The sequence below is a fragment of the Saccharothrix sp. ALI-22-I genome, from assembly GCF_001984175.1.
Taxonomy (GTDB): domain Bacteria; phylum Actinomycetota; class Actinomycetes; order Mycobacteriales; family Pseudonocardiaceae; genus Actinosynnema.
The window spans coordinates 310,260-328,204 of the sequence record NZ_MTQP01000065.1 but is presented as its reverse complement, the minus strand read 5'-3'; the positions used below and the strand labels follow the sequence as shown (position 1 = coordinate 328,204).

18 protein-coding genes are annotated in these 17,945 nt (G+C 68.5%); 8 read left to right on the top strand and 10 right to left on the bottom strand.

The annotated features are described in order from the left end of the window. Positions 1-392: 392 nt before the first annotated feature. Both ALI22I_RS28330 and ALI22I_RS28325 read left to right on the top strand, forming a co-directional pair. Complete coding sequence (locus ALI22I_RS28330) at positions 393-2,687, top strand: FdhF/YdeP family oxidoreductase (RefSeq protein ID WP_077008580.1); 2,295 nt, start codon at positions 393-395, stop codon at positions 2,685-2,687. A 19-nt stretch (positions 2,688-2,706) separates the two neighbouring features. After that, positions 2,707-3,330, top strand: a complete 624-nt coding sequence (locus tag ALI22I_RS28325; RefSeq protein ID WP_077008579.1) for a DUF2238 domain-containing protein — start codon at positions 2,707-2,709, stop codon at positions 3,328-3,330. A gap of 130 nt (positions 3,331-3,460) precedes the next feature. On the opposite strand, the gene ALI22I_RS28320 is transcribed toward ALI22I_RS28325, so the two are convergent. Then, positions 3,461-4,030, bottom strand: coding sequence for an ArsR/SmtB family transcription factor (locus ALI22I_RS28320; protein ID WP_077008578.1), 570 nt, complete (start codon positions 4,028-4,030; stop codon positions 3,461-3,463). Between the two features lie 130 nt (positions 4,031-4,160). Between ALI22I_RS28320 and ALI22I_RS28315 the strand changes: the two genes are divergently transcribed. Continuing rightward, positions 4,161-4,640 carry a hypothetical protein gene (locus ALI22I_RS28315; RefSeq protein ID WP_077008577.1) on the top strand — a complete coding sequence of 160 codons (480 nt, stop codon included), beginning with the start codon at positions 4,161-4,163 and terminating at the stop codon, positions 4,638-4,640. A gap of 315 nt (positions 4,641-4,955) precedes the next feature. On the opposite strand, the gene ALI22I_RS28310 is transcribed toward ALI22I_RS28315, so the two are convergent. Then, positions 4,956-6,476: a phytoene desaturase family protein gene (locus ALI22I_RS28310; protein ID WP_077008576.1), complete on the bottom strand. Its 1,521-nt coding sequence runs from the start codon at positions 6,474-6,476 to the stop codon at positions 4,956-4,958. 24 nt (positions 6,477-6,500) lie between these two features. Continuing rightward, on the bottom strand, positions 6,501-6,878 hold the full coding sequence (locus ALI22I_RS28305; RefSeq protein ID WP_077008575.1) for a DUF4267 domain-containing protein: 378 nt from the start codon (positions 6,876-6,878) through the stop codon (positions 6,501-6,503). A gap of 105 nt (positions 6,879-6,983) precedes the next feature. Here ALI22I_RS28305 and ALI22I_RS28300 point away from each other — a divergent pair, with 105 nt between their 5' ends. After that, positions 6,984-7,586, top strand: coding sequence for a TetR/AcrR family transcriptional regulator (locus ALI22I_RS28300; RefSeq protein ID WP_077008574.1), 603 nt, complete (start codon positions 6,984-6,986; stop codon positions 7,584-7,586). A 25-nt stretch (positions 7,587-7,611) separates the two neighbouring features. On the opposite strand, the gene ALI22I_RS55685 is transcribed toward ALI22I_RS28300, so the two are convergent. Both ALI22I_RS55685 and ALI22I_RS28295 read right to left on the bottom strand, forming a co-directional pair. Next, positions 7,612-7,725 carry an MFS transporter small subunit gene (locus tag ALI22I_RS55685; RefSeq protein WP_443216971.1) on the bottom strand — a complete coding sequence of 38 codons (114 nt, stop codon included), beginning with the start codon at positions 7,723-7,725 and terminating at the stop codon, positions 7,612-7,614. Beyond that, on the bottom strand, positions 7,722-9,032 hold the full coding sequence (locus tag ALI22I_RS28295; protein WP_077008573.1) for an OFA family MFS transporter: 1,311 nt from the start codon (positions 9,030-9,032) through the stop codon (positions 7,722-7,724). Before ALI22I_RS28295 ends, ALI22I_RS55685 begins: the two co-directional genes overlap by 4 nt. 67 nt (positions 9,033-9,099) lie before the next feature. Between ALI22I_RS28295 and fdhD the strand changes: the two genes are divergently transcribed. The 4 genes from fdhD to ALI22I_RS28275 all read left to right on the top strand — a co-directional run bounded on the left by fdhD (position 9,100) and on the right by ALI22I_RS28275 (position 13,017). After that, complete coding sequence (gene fdhD, locus ALI22I_RS28290) at positions 9,100-9,927, top strand: formate dehydrogenase accessory sulfurtransferase FdhD (protein ID WP_077008572.1); 828 nt, start codon at positions 9,100-9,102, stop codon at positions 9,925-9,927. A gap of 48 nt (positions 9,928-9,975) precedes the next feature. After that, on the top strand, positions 9,976-11,142 hold the full coding sequence (locus ALI22I_RS28285; RefSeq protein WP_077008571.1) for a CaiB/BaiF CoA transferase family protein: 1,167 nt from the start codon (positions 9,976-9,978) through the stop codon (positions 11,140-11,142). Between the two features lie 56 nt (positions 11,143-11,198). Next, positions 11,199-12,065, top strand: a complete 867-nt coding sequence (locus ALI22I_RS28280) for an alpha/beta hydrolase (protein ID WP_077008570.1) — start codon at positions 11,199-11,201, stop codon at positions 12,063-12,065. A 208-nt stretch (positions 12,066-12,273) separates the two neighbouring features. Continuing rightward, on the top strand, positions 12,274-13,017 hold the full coding sequence (locus ALI22I_RS28275; RefSeq protein WP_077008569.1) for a methyltransferase domain-containing protein: 744 nt from the start codon (positions 12,274-12,276) through the stop codon (positions 13,015-13,017). Here ALI22I_RS28275 and ALI22I_RS28270 read toward each other — a convergent pair. The 5 genes from ALI22I_RS28270 to tig all read right to left on the bottom strand — a co-directional run bounded on the left by ALI22I_RS28270 (position 13,004) and on the right by tig (position 17,831). Further along, positions 13,004-13,597 carry an RBBP9/YdeN family alpha/beta hydrolase gene (locus ALI22I_RS28270; RefSeq protein ID WP_077008568.1) on the bottom strand — a complete coding sequence of 198 codons (594 nt, stop codon included), beginning with the start codon at positions 13,595-13,597 and terminating at the stop codon, positions 13,004-13,006. The two genes, ALI22I_RS28275 and ALI22I_RS28270, sit on opposite strands and share 14 nt — an antisense overlap. Positions 13,598-13,613: 16 nt before the next feature. Next, positions 13,614-14,894, bottom strand: a complete 1,281-nt coding sequence (gene clpX / locus ALI22I_RS28265; RefSeq protein ID WP_077008567.1) for an ATP-dependent Clp protease ATP-binding subunit ClpX — start codon at positions 14,892-14,894, stop codon at positions 13,614-13,616. 207 nt (positions 14,895-15,101) lie between these two features. After that, positions 15,102-15,728 carry an ATP-dependent Clp protease proteolytic subunit gene (locus tag ALI22I_RS28260; RefSeq protein ID WP_077008566.1) on the bottom strand — a complete coding sequence of 209 codons (627 nt, stop codon included), beginning with the start codon at positions 15,726-15,728 and terminating at the stop codon, positions 15,102-15,104. A gap of 28 nt (positions 15,729-15,756) precedes the next feature. Continuing rightward, positions 15,757-16,365, bottom strand: coding sequence for an ATP-dependent Clp protease proteolytic subunit (locus tag ALI22I_RS28255; protein WP_077008565.1), 609 nt, complete (start codon positions 16,363-16,365; stop codon positions 15,757-15,759). 113 nt (positions 16,366-16,478) lie between these two features. After that, complete coding sequence (gene tig, locus ALI22I_RS28250; protein WP_077008564.1) at positions 16,479-17,831, bottom strand: trigger factor; 1,353 nt, start codon at positions 17,829-17,831, stop codon at positions 16,479-16,481. Positions 17,832-17,945 lie beyond the last annotated feature (114 nt).

Sequence of the window (17,945 nt, the reverse complement as noted above, 5' to 3'; positions counted from 1 at the left end):
GTTGCCTGCCGTTGCCTTGCGGCCCACGTCGATCCGCTCGGTTGTCCACAGGTCGTCCGGTTGTCCACAGGACGGGGAGTGACGCTTCCGGACTGTCGGCCCTGGCCGGCAGGATCAAAACAAGGGTTCCCCTTGCCGGGGGGACCCCTGGTCAATGGCGGCCATAGGTGACTGCGCGTGAGGCCACCCATTCGGCCGATTCGCCGAATAGTGGCGCCGCTCACAATTAACTTTGATCACCGGCTCGTCGAAGGTGAGGACGCCGGATACACGGGCCGTTCGCAACCCCTTGGGGCCCGTGACAGCGGTCCCGCGTCGACCTGACCGCGACCGGCGATCGGACAGACCGCCGGCGTGCTCGCGCGGGGCGCGCCGGCGGCACAATATGACGTATGGACCGCAAGCCTCCTCAGCAGGACATCGACGAGTCGCGACTCGACGTGAGCGAACCGAAGCAGTGGGCGGCGGGCATCCCCGGTGTCGCGGTGTCGCTCAAGCGCGGTGTCGAGCAGATGGGCATCACCCGGACCGCGACCACGTTGCGGCTGCTCAACCAGCGTGAGGGCTTCGACTGCCCCGGCTGCGCGTGGCCGGAGCCGCAGGGGCACCGCAAGCTGGCCGAGTTCTGCGAGAACGGCGCCAAGGCGGTGGCCGAGGAGGCGACCCGGCGCCGGGTCGGTCCGGATTTCTTCGCCGCGCACCCGATCGCCGACCTCGCCGGGAAGACCGACTACTGGCTGGGTCAGCAGGGCCGGATCACCGAGCCGATGGTGCTGCGCGAGGGTGCCACGCACTACGAGCCGATCGAGTGGCACGACGCGTTCTCGTTGATCGCCTCGCACCTGGACGGGCTGGCGAGCCCGGACGAGGCCGTGTTCTACACCTCGGGCCGCACCAGCAACGAGGCCGCGTTCCTCTACCAGCTCCTGGTCCGCTCGTTCGGCACGAACAACCTGCCGGACTGCTCGAACATGTGCCACGAGTCGTCCGGCGCGGCGCTGTCGGAGACGACCGGCATCGGCAAGGGCTCGGTCAGCATCGACGACTTCAACCGTGCCGACCTGATCGTGGTGGTGGGCCAAAACCCGGGCACGAACCACCCGCGGATGCTGTCGGCGTTGGAGGAGGCCAAGCGCGCGGGCGCGAAGATCGTGGCGGTGAACCCGTTGCCGGAGGCCGGGTTGCTGCGGTTCAAGAACCCGCAGAACGTGCGCGGGCTCATCGGCGCGGGCACGCAGCTGGCCGACGAGTTCCTCCAGATCAAGCTGGGCGGCGACCAGGCGCTGTTCCAGGCCGTCGGCAACCTGCTGCTGTCGTGGGACGCGGTGGACGACGAGTTCGTGCGGAACTTCACCGACGGGTTCGCCGAGTACGCCGACCACGTGCGCAAGCTGGACTGGGACTCGGTCGACACGGCGACCGGCCTGCCGCGCGCCCAGGTCGAACTGCTGGCCCGGATGCTGGCCGACTCGCAGCGCACCATCTTCTGCTGGGCCATGGGCTTGACCCAGCACAAGCACTCCGTGCCCACGATCCGCGAGATCGCGAACGTCGCGCTGCTGCGCGGCATGATCGGCAAGCCGGGCGCGGGCCTGTGCCCGGTGCGCGGCCACTCGAACGTGCAAGGCGACCGGACCATGGGCATCTGGGAGAAGATGCCGGAGAAGTTCCTGGCCGCGCTGGAGACCGAGTTCGGCATCCCGGTGCCGCGCAAGCACGGGTTCGACACGGTGGCGTCGATCCGGGCCATGCGCGACGGCGCGGCCAAGGTGTTCTTCGCGGTCGGCGGGAACTTCGTCGCGGCCACGCCGGACACGCCGGTCACCGAGGCGGCGATGCGGAAGCTCGACCTGACCGTGCACGTCTCGACCAAGCTCAACCGGTCACACGTGGTGCACGGCCGCACGGCGTTGATCCTGCCGACGTTGGGCCGCACGGAGAGCGACCTCCAGCACAGCGGCGAGCAGTTCGTCACCGTCGAGGACTCGATGTCGGTGGTGCACCGGTCACGGGGACGGCTGGCGCCCGCGAGTGACCGGCTGCTGTCCGAGGTGTCGATCGTGTGCCGGCTGGCACGGGCCGTGCTCGGGCCGGAGCACCCGGTGCCGTGGGAGGAGTTCGAGAAGGACTACGACCTGATCCGGGACCGGATCGCGCGGGTCGTGCCGGGGTGCGACGACTACAACGTGCGGGTGCGCCGGCCGGACGGTTTCGTGCTGCCGCACGCGCCGCGCGACGCCCGCGAGTTCACCGGCACCCGCACCGGCAAGGCGCACTTCTCGGCCAACGAGTTGACCGTGCTGCGGGTGCCGCCGGGGCGGCTGCTGTTGCAGACCATGCGCAGCCACGACCAGTACAACACCACGATCTACGGCCTGGACGACCGTTACCGGGGCGTGAAGGACGGCCGGCGGGTGGTGTTCGTCAGCCCGGCCGACCTCGACGTGCTCGACCTGCTCGACGGGCAGTACGTGGACCTGGTCAGCGAGTGGCCGGACGACCCGACGGGTGTGACCGAACGGCGTGCCGAGCGGTTCCGCGTGGTGTCGTACCCGACCGCGCAGGGCTGTGCGGCGGCGTACTTCCCCGAGGCGAACCCGTTGGTGCCGTTGGACTCCACGGCCACCGTGTCCGGCACGCCGACGTCGAAGTCGATCGTGGTGCGGTTGGAGAAGATCGAGGCCTGATCCGGGTAGCGTCCGCCGCATGACTAGGGGGCACTGGTGGTCGCTCGGCGCGTTCTCGATCCTGTTAGCGGCCACCTGGTGGCAGCCGCTGTGGCCGGGTGAGCAGGCGCTGCACACCTCGCTGACCGCGTTGGCACTGGTCGCGTTGGCGTGGGTGCAGCGCCGCCACCCCCTCCCCCTGGGCTCCTGGCTGCTGGTGCTGCTGTTCCTGTCCCTGCACACGATCGCCGCCCGCTGGCTGTACTCGGCGGTGCCGTACGACGCGTGGACGGACGCGGTGTTCGGGTTCCGGCTGTCGGAGGTGTTCTCCTGGCGGCGCAACCACTTCGACCGACTCGTGCACTTCGCGTACGGGCTGTGCCTGGCCGGGATCGTGGTGGGACGGCTCGGGTGGCTGCGGACGCTGGAACTGGTCGTGTCGACCAGCGCGGTCTACGAGTTGTTCGAGTGGGGCATCGCGGTGGCGCTGGCCCCGGACCTGACCGAGGCTTACAACGGCCAGCAGGGCGATGTGTGGGACGCGCACAAGGACATGGCGCTGGCGTTGCAGGGCGCGATCGTCAGCCTGGTACTCGTCGCCATGAGAACCCGACGCTGGCCACCAGCACGCGGTGTTCCCGCACCACCCGCCAGTCGAGCCTGACCCGGCCGGACAGAGACCGCAAACGCTTGGCCCCGGCCAGCCGGTGACGTTCGGCTAGGCGTTGGTCGTCGTGCATGCGCTGCATCGCTATGGCGAGCAGGTCGTCGTGCGGCATTGGTTCCCCCCAAGTTCAGTCGCGGCGCGGTGCCACGGTGGTGGCCAGGAAGAAGCGCACCGGGCGCGCGTCCTCCGGGCGTTTCTCGACGTTCTCGATACGGTCGGCGTAGGGCTTGAAGATCTCCGCGATCTTGGCGTGCACGTCGGAGGCCTCCTCGGCGGTGAGGAACTCCGTCGTGGCATAGGTCCCCATCTCCTGACGCCACTCCAGCGGTTCGTGGTCCTTGCCGCGGAAGCGCTCGCGGATCGAGGAGAACTCCTTCTCCAGGAACGCGTCACCCGCAGCCTCCGCGGCCAAGGCGGTCTCGTCGTCCATCCCGATGGACGACCAGCTCTGCGTCTTGCGCACCATCCGCCACGGCTTCTGCCTGCCCTTGCCCGGCACCTCGGCCACGAACCCGTACTGCGCCAGCATGTTCAGGTGGTACGAGCAACTGGCGACGCTCTCGCCCAGCAGCTCGGCACACCGGGTCGCGGTGCTCGGGCCGTAGTTGACCAGCACGTCGATGAGCTTCCACCGGAGCGGATGCGCGAGGGCGCGGAGCGTCTTGGGATCCCGGATCAGCTCTTCGTCGTCGGCCATGCCACCACGGTACCTATATCAACACTTCTTTAGCAACACTTCTTTAGCGAGAACCCTTGATATGCTGTCCCGGTAACGTCTGCGGCCATTCGGGCGAACCTACGGGCAACCGACCCGCAGGGAGTTCGACGTGATCAGGACCGTGCTCATCGCCGTGGCGCTGCTGGCGCTGGGCGCGTGCACAAGCGCGCCGCCACCCTCCCCGACCACGGAGTCCACCCCACCGTCAACTCCCACCGAGTCGGCGGGCGTGAACTGCGAGGACGCACCGGAAGACGTGGTCGGCGCAGTGCTGCAACTACGCCTCAACCACCCGCGCCAAACGATCACCGACAACGTCGTACGTTGCTCGTACGACGGCGGCATGACCGAAGTCCGCTTCGAGACCGGCGCCGACGCCGCGTCCTTCGCCGAGGGCCGCAAAGACCACGCCCAGATCGCCGACCTGCCCGACTTCCACGACGAGGCCTACCGCGCCACCGCCGTCACCGGCGAAGTAATCCAGACCGCCGTAGTAGCCCGCGCCGGCACCGTGGAGATCACCGTCACCTCCGGCGCCCACGCCGACCAGGCCCAGCAACTGATCACCACCCTCTTCACCCGCCTCTAACCCCCCACACCTCACCCCAAAAGTCGAACCCCCACCCCCGAGAGTCGAACCCCCAAACCCCATGAGTTCAACACTCAGAACACCCGTGCCCCGACCTGAACGTTGAACTCGGGGTACCCGAGCGTTCGACTCTCGCGACACGAACGTACGACTCACGCGCGTGTCCAACGCTCAGAACGCGCGTGTCCAACGCTCAGAACGCGCGTGTCCAACGTTCGGAACGCGCGTGTCCAACGTTCGGAACGGGTGAGTTGAACGTTCAGGACGCGCGAGGTGGGCGTTCGGGGCAGCGGGGTGATCTTGGGGCGGGGCGGCTCAGCGCTCCAGGACGGCCATCGCGGCGTTGTGGCCACCGATGCCGCTGACCCCGCCGCCACGCCGAGCGCCCGCACCGCACACGAACAGGTTCGCCACGTCGGTCTCCACGCCCCACCGGCCGACCTCGTCCTCACGCTCCGCGAACGGCCACGCGAGTTCGTCGTGGAAGATGTTGCCGCGCGGCAACCCCAGCTCCGCCTCCAGGTCGAGCGGCGTACGCGCCTCCAGGCACGGCTCACCGTTGGCGTCCGTCGCCAGGCACGCCTCGATCGGCTCCTCCAGGTGCGCGTTCAACGCCGCCAGGTACCGCCCCACCAACTCCTCACGCAGCCTCACGTTGTCCCGCTCGAACAACGCCGCCGGCGTGTGCAGCCCGAACAACGTCAACGTGTGCCACCCCCGCGAGACCAACTCCGGCGCGAGGATCGACGGGTCGGTCAACGTGTGGCAGTACATCTCCGCCGGCAGCACCGACGGCACCAGCCCCGCCGCGCTCTCCCGGTACGCCGTCTCCAACTGCTCGTACGACTCGTCCAGGTGCAAAGTGCCCGCGAACGCCACCCGAGCGTCCACCCCACTCCGGAACCGCGGCAGCCGTTCCAACAGCATGTTCACCTTCACCTGGCAGCCCTCGGCCACCGGCGCGCCAACAAGACCCCGCAAACGCTCCAAAGTGGACGGTGCCACCCCGGACAGCACGAACTTCGCGCCCACCGTCCGCCCGTCGTACTCCACCTCGCCCGTGACCCCGTCGGCATCCACCCGGGTCACCTCGGCGCCGGTCACGATCTCCGCCCCCGCCGCACGCGCCACCCGCACCAGTTCCCCGGTCACCGCGCCCATCCCACCCACCGGCACCTGCCACTCCCCCGTGCCGTTGCCGATCACGTGGTACAGGAAGCACCGATTCGCCTTCAGGTCGTGCAACGACGTATGCGTGCCGATCAACGCATCCGTAGCCACAACCCCCCGCACCACATCATGCGAGAACAACTCCTCCAACGCCTCACCCAACGGCCGCTCGAAGACCTGGTCCCACAACCGCACCCGCGCCACCGAATCCACCCGCAACCGCGCGTGCTCCCGTGACAGCAAGGGTTCCAGCATGGTCGGCGCCAACGCCCGCGCCATGACCTCCAAGTCGTCGTACCAACGCCGCCACCGCTCCCACTCGGCGTCCGACCCGGTCAACGCCCGGAACGACGCCGCCGTCGCCTCACCCGGATCGCGCTCCACCAACAGGTCCCCGGCCGGCGTGTACGACGAGGCCGCACGCGACCGCAACGCCACCCGCAGCCCGAGATCCGCGACAATCCGATCCGGCAGCAGGCTGACCAGGTACGAGTACCGCGACAGCCGCGCCTCCACGCCCGCGAACGCCTCCGAGCTCACCGCCGCGCCGCCGACGTGGTCGAGCTTCTCCAGCACCAGCACCGTGCGACCGGCCCGCGCCAGATAAGCCGCCGCCACCAGCGCGTTGTGCCCGCCGCCGACCACCACCACGTCGTAGGTATCCACCGGCCGACTCTAGTGGCCCGGCGGTTACGCGACGAGCAGGAGCACGCTGATCGCCAGCATCACCACGGCGGTGGCCCCGTGGATGCCGTAAACGGCCGCCTTGGGACCGTTGCTGCGCAACACGATCAGCGCGTCGCCGACGGGTATGCCGGTGGCGGCCAGCATGAACCAGCCCAGCACCTGGGGTGTCGCCGCGACCATCAGGATGAAGACGAAGACCCCCGAGGCTATGTCGCGCACGGCCTTGACGGACAGCCAGGCCTGGAAGTTGCGGTCCTCGGTCGGCGTGTCGGGGATGCCAAAGCCGACTGCGGCCTGCGGCGCCCAGAAGGCGCGCGCACCGATGAAGATGATGCCTACGCCGATCAGTCCGGCGAGCACGTAGGCGACGTTGGTGAGCATGGGTTCCTTCCCCCGGATGACAGCGCCCATCACCTAGCGGCGCTAGTAGCGATAGCTACGCTACTTTGCCCGCGACAGGATGTCTAGCGTTGCTATGATGCCGTCATGTCCGCCATCAGCGAGCGCCGCGAACGTGAACGCGCCCACCGCCATCAGCTGATCATCACGGCCGCGCGCGAACTCGCGGAGACCGAAGGCTGGGAAGCAGTGACGACACGGCGGCTGGCTGAACGCGTCGAGTACAGCCAGCCGGTGCTGTACAGCCACTTCAACGGCAAGGACGCCATCGTGAGCGCCGTCGCCCTCGACGGATTCAGCGAACTCGCCGCCCACCTGCGCCGCGCACGGCAGGCCGCCCCCGAACCCGGAGAGGCCCTGCGCGCCGTCTGCCGCGCCTACCTGGAGTTCGCGACCGAACGACCTGCCCTGTACCAGGCCATGTTCATCCTGCCCACCGACCTGAAGTTCGCGAGCGCCGAGACACCGCCCCCGCTGCGGGCCGGTTTCGACGAGTTCGTCAGCTGCTTCAGCCCGGACAACGAGCGACGCGAACTGTTCGCCGAAGTCACCTGGAGCGCGTTGCACGGCATGGCGGTCCTGTCGGACAGCGGCCGCATCCCCTCGGACGGACAGGAGGAACGGCTCGACTTCCTCATCACCCAGATCGCCGGCACCCCAATGAGGCCAACCGCGCCACAAGGGGCTTGAAAGGCCAAGGAGCTGAGCAGAGCCACTAGCCGGTGAACAACGCCGTCACCTTGCGGATCAGCTCGACCAGCCCGTAGGCCAACGGCAGCCCCACCCACAGCCACGCGAACACAACCAGACCACGCCTCGGGCCACTCATCGGACCGCCTCCTCCTTCTCCGGCTCGTGGTACTTGGCCGCGACCGGCCGGACGAGTTCGTTCGCCACGAACCCGACGACCAGCAGCGCGATCATGATGAACAGCGACGCCGTGTACAGGTCCGGCCCGGTCTTCCCGGCCGCCTTCTGGCTGTCGGCGATGGCGTTGACGATCAGCGGCCCGAGCACACCGGCCAACGACCACGCGGTCAGCAGCCGACCGTGGATCGCACCGACCTGGTAGGTGCCGAACAGGTCCTTCAGGTACGCCGGGATGGTGGCGAACCCGCCGCCGTAGAACGACAGGATCAGCATCGCGCACACCACGAACAGCGGCGTCGACGCGTTGCCCGACAACGCCAGGACCAGGTACGTCAACGCGCCGGCACCCAGGTACAGCCGGTAGACGTTCTTGCGGCCCACCAGGTCCGATGTGGACGACCACACGATCCGGCCGATCATGTTCGCCAGCGACAGCAGCGCCACGAACCCGGCGGCCGCACCCGCGGCGACCGGCGTGGCCGTCTCGGCGAAGAAGTCCCGGATCATCGGTGACGCCTTCTCCAGGATGCCGATGCCCGCGGTCACGTTGAAGCACAGCACCACCCACAGGCACCAGAACTGGGGCGTGCGCAGGGCGTTGCGCGCGGAGACGTTGACCGCCGACCGCACGATCTTCTGCTCTTCCACCTGTGCGGGCACCCGTACCAAGAACACCCCGACGGACATGAACACCGCGTACACGATCCCGTGCACCAGGAACGTCTGCGCGATGCCGCCACTGTCCCGGCCGAACGACTCCAGCATCTGCGCCGACCACGGCGAGGCGATCAACGCGCCGCCGCCGAAGCCCATGATCGCGATACCGGTCGCCATGCCCGGCCGGTCCGGGAACCACTTGATCAGCGTGGACACCGGCGAGATGTAGCCGATGCCCAGCCCGATGCCGCCGACGAACCCGTAACCGAGCACGACCAGCCAGTACTGCTCGGTCCACGCACCGAGCGCCGAGATCAGGAACCCGGACGAGAAGCACGTGGCGGACACGAACATGGCCCAACGCGGCCCGTTGCGCTCGACCAGCGTGCCGCCGAACGCCGCCGACAGACCGAGCATCACGATGCCGAGTTGGAACGGCAGCGCGCTCTGCGTCCCGGTCAGGTGCAGGGAGCTCTCTAGGGGCGGTTTGAACACGCTCCACGCGTAGGCCTGGCCGATCGCCAGGTGCACCGACAGCGCGGCGGGCGGGATCAACCAGCGGTTCCAGCCCGGTGGGGCGATCGTCCGAGAGCGGTCCAGGAAACCCACTGCCCGATACCTCCGTAACCTGGTGAGTGGCTTGCGGGAAAACTTAGCCTGGAGAAGGAGTTTCACGATGGGGCGAGTCACCGTGCGTCGCCCAGTGGTCACCTATTCGCGACGAACGTCCCGAACGAGGGTCGACGCGCTGGCCGCCGAGGAGCCGTTGGAACTCAGGGTCGGCGGCAAGGCCCTGACCGTGACGATGCGCACACCCGGCCAGGACGTGGAGTTGGCACACGGGTTCCTGCTGAGCGAGGGCGTGATCGGCGGGCTTGAGGACATCGCCGTGGCGCGGTTCTGCGAGGGCACCGGCCCCGACGGCCTGAACACCTACAACGTGCTGGACCTGACCCTGGCCGACGGCGTAGCACCGCCCGAGCCGGGGGTGGAGCGGAACTTCTACACGACGTCGTCGTGCGGCGTGTGCGGCAAGGCTGCGTTGGACGCGGTGAAGCTGAAGACCCGCTTCTCCCCCGCAGGCGACGCCTCCACAATCGACGTGGACGTGCTCTGCGGCCTGCCCGACACGCTGCGTGAACGCCAGAAGGTGTTCTCCACGACCGGTGGCCTGCACGCCGCCGGACTGTTCACCACATCAGGTGAAGCCCTGGTAGTGCGCGAGGACGTCGGCCGGCACAACGCGGTCGACAAGGTGCTCGGCTGGGCGGTCCTGAACAACCGAGTGCCACTGACCGGAACTATCTTGATGGTCTCCGGCCGGGCGTCGTTCGAACTGGTGCAGAAGGCCGCGATGGCCGGTGTCCCAGTCCTTGCCGCCGTGTCCGCGCCCTCGTCCCTGGCCGCCGAACTGGCCGAGGAACAAGGCGTGACCCTGGTCGGCTTCCTGCGCGGCGACTCCATGAACGTCTACACAGGCCAGGAACGAATCGTCAGTGTCTGACGGTCCCCGCTCCGCTCGGACGGCTCGGCCGCCGAAAGTCGGCCTCGCGTGAAACCACTGGACGGAGTGCTCGTAGTCAGCCTCGAACAAGCCGTCGCCGTCCCGTACGCCACCCGCCTCCTAGCCGACCTCGGCGCGCGCGTGATCAAGGTCGAACGCCCCGACGGCGGCGACTTCGCCCGCCACTACGACACCGCGTGCGGCGAGGTGTCCTCGTACTTCGCCTGGACGAACATCGGCAAGGAATCCCTCACCCTCGACCTCAAGCACCCAGCCGCCCGCGAGGTGCTGAACCGCCTGGTCGCGACCGCCGACGTAGTCCTGTGCAACCTTTCCCCCGCCGCCGCGCGTCGATTGAGTGTGGACGCTTCGTCACTCCGCACGGTGAAACCCGATCTGGTGATCGGCGAGCTGTCCGGCTACGGCTCGCCCGGCCCGTACGAGTCCCGCAAGGCGTTCGACGCCCTGGTGCAGTCCGAAGCCGGCCTGGTCGAACTGACCGGCGAGGGAGACGTCACCGCACGCGCCGGCATCTCCGTCGCCGACATCGCGGCGGGCGTGCAACTCCAGTCCGCCGTCCTGGCCGCCCTCCTCCACCGCTCCCGCACCGGTGAGGGCGCCACCCTCCAACTGTCTCTGTTCGAGGCCATGACCGAGTGGATGCACCAACCCATGCTGTACGCGGCAGGCACCGGCCAAGCCGCGCCACGCACCGGTGCCCACCACCCGAGCATCGCGCCCTACGGCCCCTTCCCCTGCGCCGACGGCGCCGTGCACCTCGCCGTCCAGAACGACCCGCAGTGGCGCCGCCTCTGCACCGTCCTAGGCCGCCCCGACCTGGCCGACGACCCACGCTTCCGCACCGTCAGCTCCCGCGTAGCCCACCGCCCCGCCCTTCACCCCGAACTCGACTTCACCGCTTGGACGTCCGCCGATCTGATCGAGGCACTGGACCAGGCCGACGTCCCGGCCGCCCGCACCCGCAGCGTCGCCGACCTACCCGACCACCCCCAACTCACCGCCCGCGACCGCTTGGCCCACGTGCCCCTGCCGGACGGCGCCATCACCGTCCTCCGCCCACCCGTCGACTCCACCGCGTGGGACTGGACGCCCGGCCCGGTGCCCGCGCTCGGCGAGCACACCGACCAAGTGCTGCACGGGCTCGGCTACTCGGCGGAACGGATCGCGGCCCTTCGGGCGCAGTCGGCGATCTGACGAAACACACGGCCCACCTCGCGCGATGGGCTTACGGGGGATTCGCTGGAGGGGACATGGTCAGCAGACGTGCGGTGCTCACCGCACTGGGCGGGAGCGCTCTCGCCACCGCAGGCGTCACGGCGGCGTTGAACGGCAACGCGCCGTTCGGCGAGGCCCTGCGGCACGCGCTGGGCGTAGCCGGCCCCGTGCCCGCGGTCAAACGGGCGATCGTGCAGGTAGAACGCGTGCACTCGAAGTACCGGGCCCGTGACGTCGACCTCCTCACGATGGTCCCGCCGGGCGTGTCAACGAGCAACCTGCCCATGTCGATCCTCCTGCACGGCCGCTACGGCAACGCCCGCCTGGCTGCCTTCGGCGGTCTCCCCGAGGTCCTGGTGTCGGCCGTGAACCGCGGCCAGATCCCACCGTTCGGTTTCGTCGCGGTGGACGGCGACGACCACTACTGGCACGAGAACGTGCCCGGCGACGACCCGATGGCGATGCTCCTGGAGGAAGTGCCCCAGTGGCTGGCCGAACGCGGCTACGGCGCACCGTTCGCCTGCACCGGCGTGTCCATGGGCGGCTTCGGCGCACTGCTCTACGCGCGACGCCGGCACGAGAGACGTGAGCCGACCAGAGCCATCGCCGCCGTCGCCCCCGCCCTGATCACCGACTGGCCAGAGATGTCCAAGCGGAACGCCTTCACCAGCCCCGAACAGTGGGCATCACTAGATCCGCTGAAAAACCTGGACAAACTCGGCACCGCCCCCATCGGCGTCTGGGCCGGCGACAAAGACCGCTTCATCGTCGGAACACGCCAGTTCATCGCCAACACCAAGCTAGCCGTAGCCTCCATCACCCCCGGCGGCCACGACGACGTCTTCTACCGCAAAATCGTCCCGGACGTCATCCGCTTCCTAGGCAAACGCGTCCCGAACTAAGCATCCAGAATGCCAGTCTTGCCCAGTTTCACCTGGTCACGAGCGCGGTGAACGTGTCAGCCAGCCATCCCCCACCACCCACAACGGGCCCCCGCCGACCGACGAGGCCACCTAATCCCCCGCCCGAAGCACCCCCGACACACACCCAACCACGCACCCCCGACAATTCCGCCACAACATCTCCACACCGCTGTGGTTGCCTGGCTGCATGCTCACGCAACCGGATCCGATCACCTACCTGGACCACGCCGCAGCAGCCGGCAGCGCCTACAAGCAGCGCCTGCTCGAAGCTCTGGACCTCCACCCGGACCACACCGTCCTGGACATCGGCTGCGGCCCCGGCACGGACCTCCCCGCCATGGCCGAACGCGCCGCATCCGTCATCGGCGTAGACCTGGACCCCGCCATGGTCGAAGAAGCGAAACGACGCACCGCCGGCCTCCCCGTAGAGGTCCGCCAAGGCGACGCCCACGCGCTCCCCGTCGAAGACCGGACCATCGACCGCGCCCGCGTGGACCGGGTCCTGCACATGGTCGCCAACCCCACCGGCGTCCTGGCCGAACTCCGCCGCGTCCTACGCCCCAACGGGCAAGCAGCCCTGGCTCAACCCGACTGGGAAACCCTCGCCATCGACCCCGGCTCAGTGGCCACGAACCTGGCGTTCAACCGATTCGTGTGCGACCGCATCGTGCGCAACCCCGTCGTAGGCCGCCAACTACCCCGGCTCGCCGAACAAGCCGGCCTCCGCCTGGTGACAGTCGACACCGAAGCCCCGGTACTACGGGATTTCACCACCGCCGACGAACTCCTCGGCCTCACCCGCAACACCCACCGCGCCGTCCAAGCGGGCCGCATCACCCGCCCAGCCGCCGACGCCTGGCTGGCCGACCTGGCCGCAGGCCCGTTCCTGGCCACGTTCACGCTGTTCAGCATCGTGGTCAGCGCGGCGTAAGCGGCACCCGCGCACTGCGGACCCACTTCAGCACCGCGCTCCACGGCCCATAACCGGCGTCCACGTTCAAGTGCCCGCCACCCACGATGACGTCCAGCTCGATCCGCAGCGCCTCGGCCAACTCCTTGGCCTGCGTCAACCCGCAGTACGGGTCACCCTCACCCACCACCAGCCGAGTCGACACCGCCGCCCGCCGCACCGCCGTCGGATCCAGCACAGGGTGCAAGAACGAAGCGATCAACGGCTCACCGGCGAAATCCGGCGCGGGCGGCGCGACCAGCAGCACCCGGTCCACCCTCAACACCGGATCGAACGAACCACCGGCGTGGTGCAGCCACAGCAACCCGGCCAACGAGTGCGCCACAACCACCCGTTCGACTGAACCGTCCGCAGGCATGGCGGCAAGGTGCGACCGCAGCTCGTCCAACCACACCGACAGCTGAGGCGAGTCGGGAGAGCTGAACTGGGGCAGGTCCACCGACCCACCGTGGTGGGCCAGTTCACCTGCCAGCCAGTTCTGCCAGTGCGCCGGCCCCGAACCACCCAGGCCGTGCAGGATCAGCGTGTGCGGGAGGGACAACTCAAGCCAACCCGACTCACGCCGACTTCTCGCGACGTTCCCGGCGCGAGGGCTGCCGGGCCACGATGGTCGGGTTCACGTTCTCCTTCACGGTCTGCTCCGTGATGACGACCTTGGCGACGTCCGAGCGGCTGGGGATGTCGTACATCACCGGCAGCAGGACTTCCTCCATGATCGCCCGCAGCCCGCGCGCACCCGTCCCGCGCAGGATCGCCTGGTCGGCAACCGCCTCCATCGCCGTCCGGGTGAACTCCAGCTCGACGCCGTCCATCTCGAACAGCTTCTGGTACTGCTTGACCAGCGCGTTCTTCGGCTCGGTCAGAATCCGGACGAGTGATTCCTTGTCCAGGTTCGTGACGCTCGCGACCATCGGCAACCGGCCGATGAACTCGGGGATCAGGCCGAACTTGATCAGGTCCTCGGGCATCGACTCGGCGTAGTAGTCCGCCGCGTCGACCTCGGCCTTGGTCCGCACCTCGGCGCCGAAGCCCAGCCCGCGCTTGCCCACCCGGTCCTGGATGATCTTGTCCAGGCCCGCGAACGCGCCCGCCACGATGAACAGCACGTTCGTCGTGTCGATCTGGATGAACTCCTGGTGCGGGTGCTTGCGGCCGCCCTGCGGGGGCACCGAGGCCGTCGTCCCCTCCAGTATTTTCAGCAGCGCCTGCTGCACACCTTCACCGGACACGTCCCGCGTGATCGACGGATTTTCACTCTTCCGAGCGATCTTGTCGACCTCGTCGATGTAGATGATGCCGGTCTCGGCGCGCTTGACGTCGTAGTCCGCCGCCTGGATGAGCTTGAGGAGGATGTTCTCCACGTCCTCACCCACGTAGCCCGCCTCGGTCAGCGCCGTGGCGTCCGCGATGGCGAACGGCACGTTCAGCATCTTCGCGAGGGTCTGGGCCAGGTAGGTCTTGCCACACCCCGTGGGCCCGAGCATGAGGATGTTCGACTTGGCGAGCTCAACGCCGTCGTCGCGACCCTCACGCCCGCGGTCACCCGCCTGGATGCGCTTGTAGTGGTTGTAGACCGCCACCGAGAGCGTGCGCTTGGCCTCGTTCTGGCCGATCACGTACTGGTCGAGGAACTCGTGGATCTCGGCGGGCTTGGGCAGCTCGTCGAGCTTGACGTCACCGGCCTCCGCGAGTTCTTCCTCGATGATCTCGTTGCAGAGGTCGATGCACTCATCGCAGATGTAGACACCCGGGCCGGCGATGAGTTTTTTCACCTGCTTCTGGCTCTTACCGCAGAAAGAGCACTTCAGCAGGTCGCCGCCGTCACCGATACGTGCCATGACCGCTGACCTCTGTCCCCTCCGGCGCACGACCTGGTGAGGTGCGCCTGACTGCTGATGTGGCGAGTACCCGCTGGATGCGGGGTTCGCGCGTTCCCCTCGACGGTACCTGTCCTACCCGCCTGTGCGGGAGGACCAGCGTGCCCCCGACACGCCGAACTGAGCAGGACCCCTGGTCAGCTCGGCGTGTCGGGCGCCACGCCGGGACTACTTCGACGAGAGCTTCCGGTAGGGCAGAACGGTGTCGATGAGCCCGTATTCCTTCGCCTCGTCGGCGGTGAGGATCTTGTCGCGCTCGATGTCCGTGCGCACCTGCTCGGGCGACTGGTTGGTGTGCCGCGCGAGCGTGGTCTCCAGCAGCCTGCGCACCCGCTGGATCTCGTTGGACTGGATCTCCAGGTCGGAGACCTGCCCGTAGACGCCCTCGGTGGCCGGCTGGTGGATCAGGATCCGGGCGTTGGGCAGCGCGTGCCGCTTGCCCGGGGTGCCCGCCGCCAGCAGGACCGCCGCCGCCGAGGCCGCCTGACCCAGGCAGTAGGTCTGGATGTCCGGGCGGACGAACTGCATGGTGTCGTAGATGGCCATCAACGAGGTGAACGAGCCACCCGGCGAGTTGATGTACATCAGGATGTCGCGGTCGGGGTCCTCCGACTCCAGCACGAGCAGCTGGGCCATCACGTCGTTGGCCGACGCGTCGTCCACCTGCACGCCGAGGAAGATGATGCGCTCCTCGAACAGCTTGTTGTACGGGTTGGACTCCTTGATGCCGTAGCTCGTGCGCTCGACGAACGACGGGAGCACGTACCGGGACTGCGGCGCGTGGAACTGGCTCACTTCAGGTCTCCTGGTGCTCTGCTCGCGGTCAGTTGGTCGTCGCCTGGTTGGCGCGGCTGATCACCTTGTCCACGAAGCCGTACTCCAAGGCTTCCTGGGCGGTGAACCACCGGTCGCGGTCCGAATCGGCGATGATGCGCTCGACCGGCTGGCCGGTGTGCTGCGCGATGAGCTCCGCCATCTCGTGCTTGGTCTTGGTGAGCATGTCCGCCTGGATCGCGATGTCCGCCGCCGTGCCGCCGACCCCAGCCGACGGCTGGTGCATGAGGATGCGGGCGTGCGGGAGCGCGTGCCGCTTGCCGGGCGTACCCGCGGAGAGCAGGAACTGCCCCATCGAGGCGGCCAGGCCCATCGCGTAGGTGGCCACGTCCGGCTCGATGAGCTGCATCGTGTCGAAGATCGCCATGCCCGCGGTCACCGAGCCGCCGGGCGAGTTGATGTAGAGCGTGATGTCCTTCTCCGGGTCCTCTGCGGCCAGGAGGAGGAGCTGGGCGGTGATCTGGTTGGCGATGCCCTCTTCGACCTGCGAACCCAGCACGATGATCCGCTCGCGGAGCAGGCGCTCGTAGACCGAGTCGTTGAGGTTCATCCCCGTGGCCGCGCGCATCTCGGGCGTCGGGAAGGAGTGCTGCGTCACGTCTGCCTGCCTAACTTTGCCGACTAGCTGTGCCGAAAAGAGTCTCGTACAAACGACCTTAACGAAGGCGGGCGGCGTCGACGTCCCGACACCGCCCGCGTTCGCTCAGGGCTTCACTCCGCGTTCGCGGGTTCCTCAGTGGACTTCGTCTCGCCGAACAGCTCGTCCAGGTCGAGGGCGTTGCCGGCCGAGTCGGTCACGGTGGCCTGGCGCACGACCGAGGCCAGCGCCTTGCCGCGGCGCACGTCGGCGAAGATGGCGCCCAACTGGCCCGACTGCTGCGCCCGCTTGACGTACTCGTCCGGGCTGATGCCGAACCGCTGGGCCTGGTAGATGATCCGCTCGGTGAGCTCGGCGTCGGACACGGTCAGCTGCTCGGCGTCGGCGATGGCGTCGAGCACGAGCTGCGTCTTGACCGCCTGCTGGGAGGCCTCCAGCACCTCGGCGTCGAACTCCTCCTTGGTCTGGCCCTGCTCGGCCAGCCAGTCGGCGAAGCGCGCCTCGTCGTGGTCGAGGGCGTGGATGGCGTCGTGCGCCCGCGCCTCGACCTCGCCCTGGACGATGGCCTCGGGCAGCGGCACCTCGACGCTGGCCAGCAGCGCCTCCAGCACCTTGTCCCGGGCCTGGACGCCCTGCTGCATCTTCTTCACGCGGCCCAGGCGGGTGCGCAGGTCGGCCTTGAGCTCCTCCAGCGTGTCGAACTCGCTGGCCAGCTGGGCGAACTCGTCGTCCAGCTCGGGGAGCTGGCGCTCCTTGACCGAGTTCAGCACCACGGTGACGTCGGCGTCGCGGCCGGCGTGGTCACCGGCCACCAGGGTGGTGGTGAAGTTCTTGGACTCGCCCTCGGACGCGCCGATCAGGGCGTCGTCGATGCCCTCGACGAGCTGGCCGGAGCCGATCTCGTAGGACAGGCCGGCGGTCTTGGCCTCCTCGACCTCCTCGCCGTCCACCGTCGCCGACAGGTCGACCACGACGAAGTCGCCGTTCTGGGCCGGGCGCTGGACGCCGGTCAGCGTGGCGAAGCGGGCGCGCAGCTCGTCGAGCTGGGTGTCCACGTCCTCGTCGGTGACCTCCTGGTCGTCGACGCTGACGGTCAGCTCGCCGAAGGCGGGGACGGTGATCTCGGGGCGGACGTCGACCTCGGCGGTGAACGCCAGGGACTCGCCGTCCTCGATCTTGGTCACCTCGAAGTCGGGGCGGCCCAGGGTGCGCAGCTCACCGGAGTTGACGGCCTCCAGGTACTTGGCCGGGATCGCCTCCTGGACGACCTCGTCCAGCACGGGCGCGCGGCCGATGCGGCTCTCCAACACGCGGGCGGGAGCCTTGCCGGGGCGGAAGCCGGGGATGCGGACCTGCTTGGCCAGCTTGCGGTACGCGCGGTCGAAGTCCGACTTGAGCTCGTCGAACGGCACCTCGACGTTGATCCGGACCCGCGTCGGGCTCAGGTGCTCGACGGTGCTCTTCAACGTGGTCTCCTCGTAACGGGCAGGACGTGCGGAACACCCCGGGAACGCGTCTGGACGCGCCGGGATTCCGCCTGAGTCTAGGCGGTCCGCCGGTGCGGGGGCGCTAGCACCCCG

Excerpts from the sequence above, each read along its gene's own strand:
- ALI22I_RS28330 (WP_077008580.1), top strand. The coding sequence starts at position 393 with ATGGACCGCAAGCCTCCTCAGCAGGACATCGACGAGTCGCGACTCGAC.
- ALI22I_RS28325 (WP_077008579.1), top strand. The coding sequence starts at position 2,707 with ATGACTAGGGGGCACTGGTGGTCGCTCGGCGCGTTCTCGATCCTGTTA.
- ALI22I_RS28320 (WP_077008578.1), bottom strand. The coding sequence starts at position 4,030 with ATGGCCGACGACGAAGAGCTGATCCGGGATCCCAAGACGCTCCGCGCC.
- ALI22I_RS28305 (WP_077008575.1), bottom strand. The coding sequence starts at position 6,878 with ATGCTCACCAACGTCGCCTACGTGCTCGCCGGACTGATCGGCGTAGGC.
- ALI22I_RS28300 (WP_077008574.1), top strand. The coding sequence starts at position 6,984 with ATGTCCGCCATCAGCGAGCGCCGCGAACGTGAACGCGCCCACCGCCAT.
- ALI22I_RS55685 (WP_443216971.1), bottom strand. The coding sequence starts at position 7,725 with ATGAGTGGCCCGAGGCGTGGTCTGGTTGTGTTCGCGTGGCTGTGGGTG.
- fdhD (WP_077008572.1), top strand. The coding sequence starts at position 9,100 with ATGGGGCGAGTCACCGTGCGTCGCCCAGTGGTCACCTATTCGCGACGA.
- ALI22I_RS28280 (WP_077008570.1), top strand. The coding sequence starts at position 11,199 with ATGGTCAGCAGACGTGCGGTGCTCACCGCACTGGGCGGGAGCGCTCTC.
- ALI22I_RS28275 (WP_077008569.1), top strand. The coding sequence starts at position 12,274 with ATGCTCACGCAACCGGATCCGATCACCTACCTGGACCACGCCGCAGCA.
- clpX (WP_077008567.1), bottom strand. The coding sequence starts at position 14,894 with ATGGCACGTATCGGTGACGGCGGCGACCTGCTGAAGTGCTCTTTCTGC.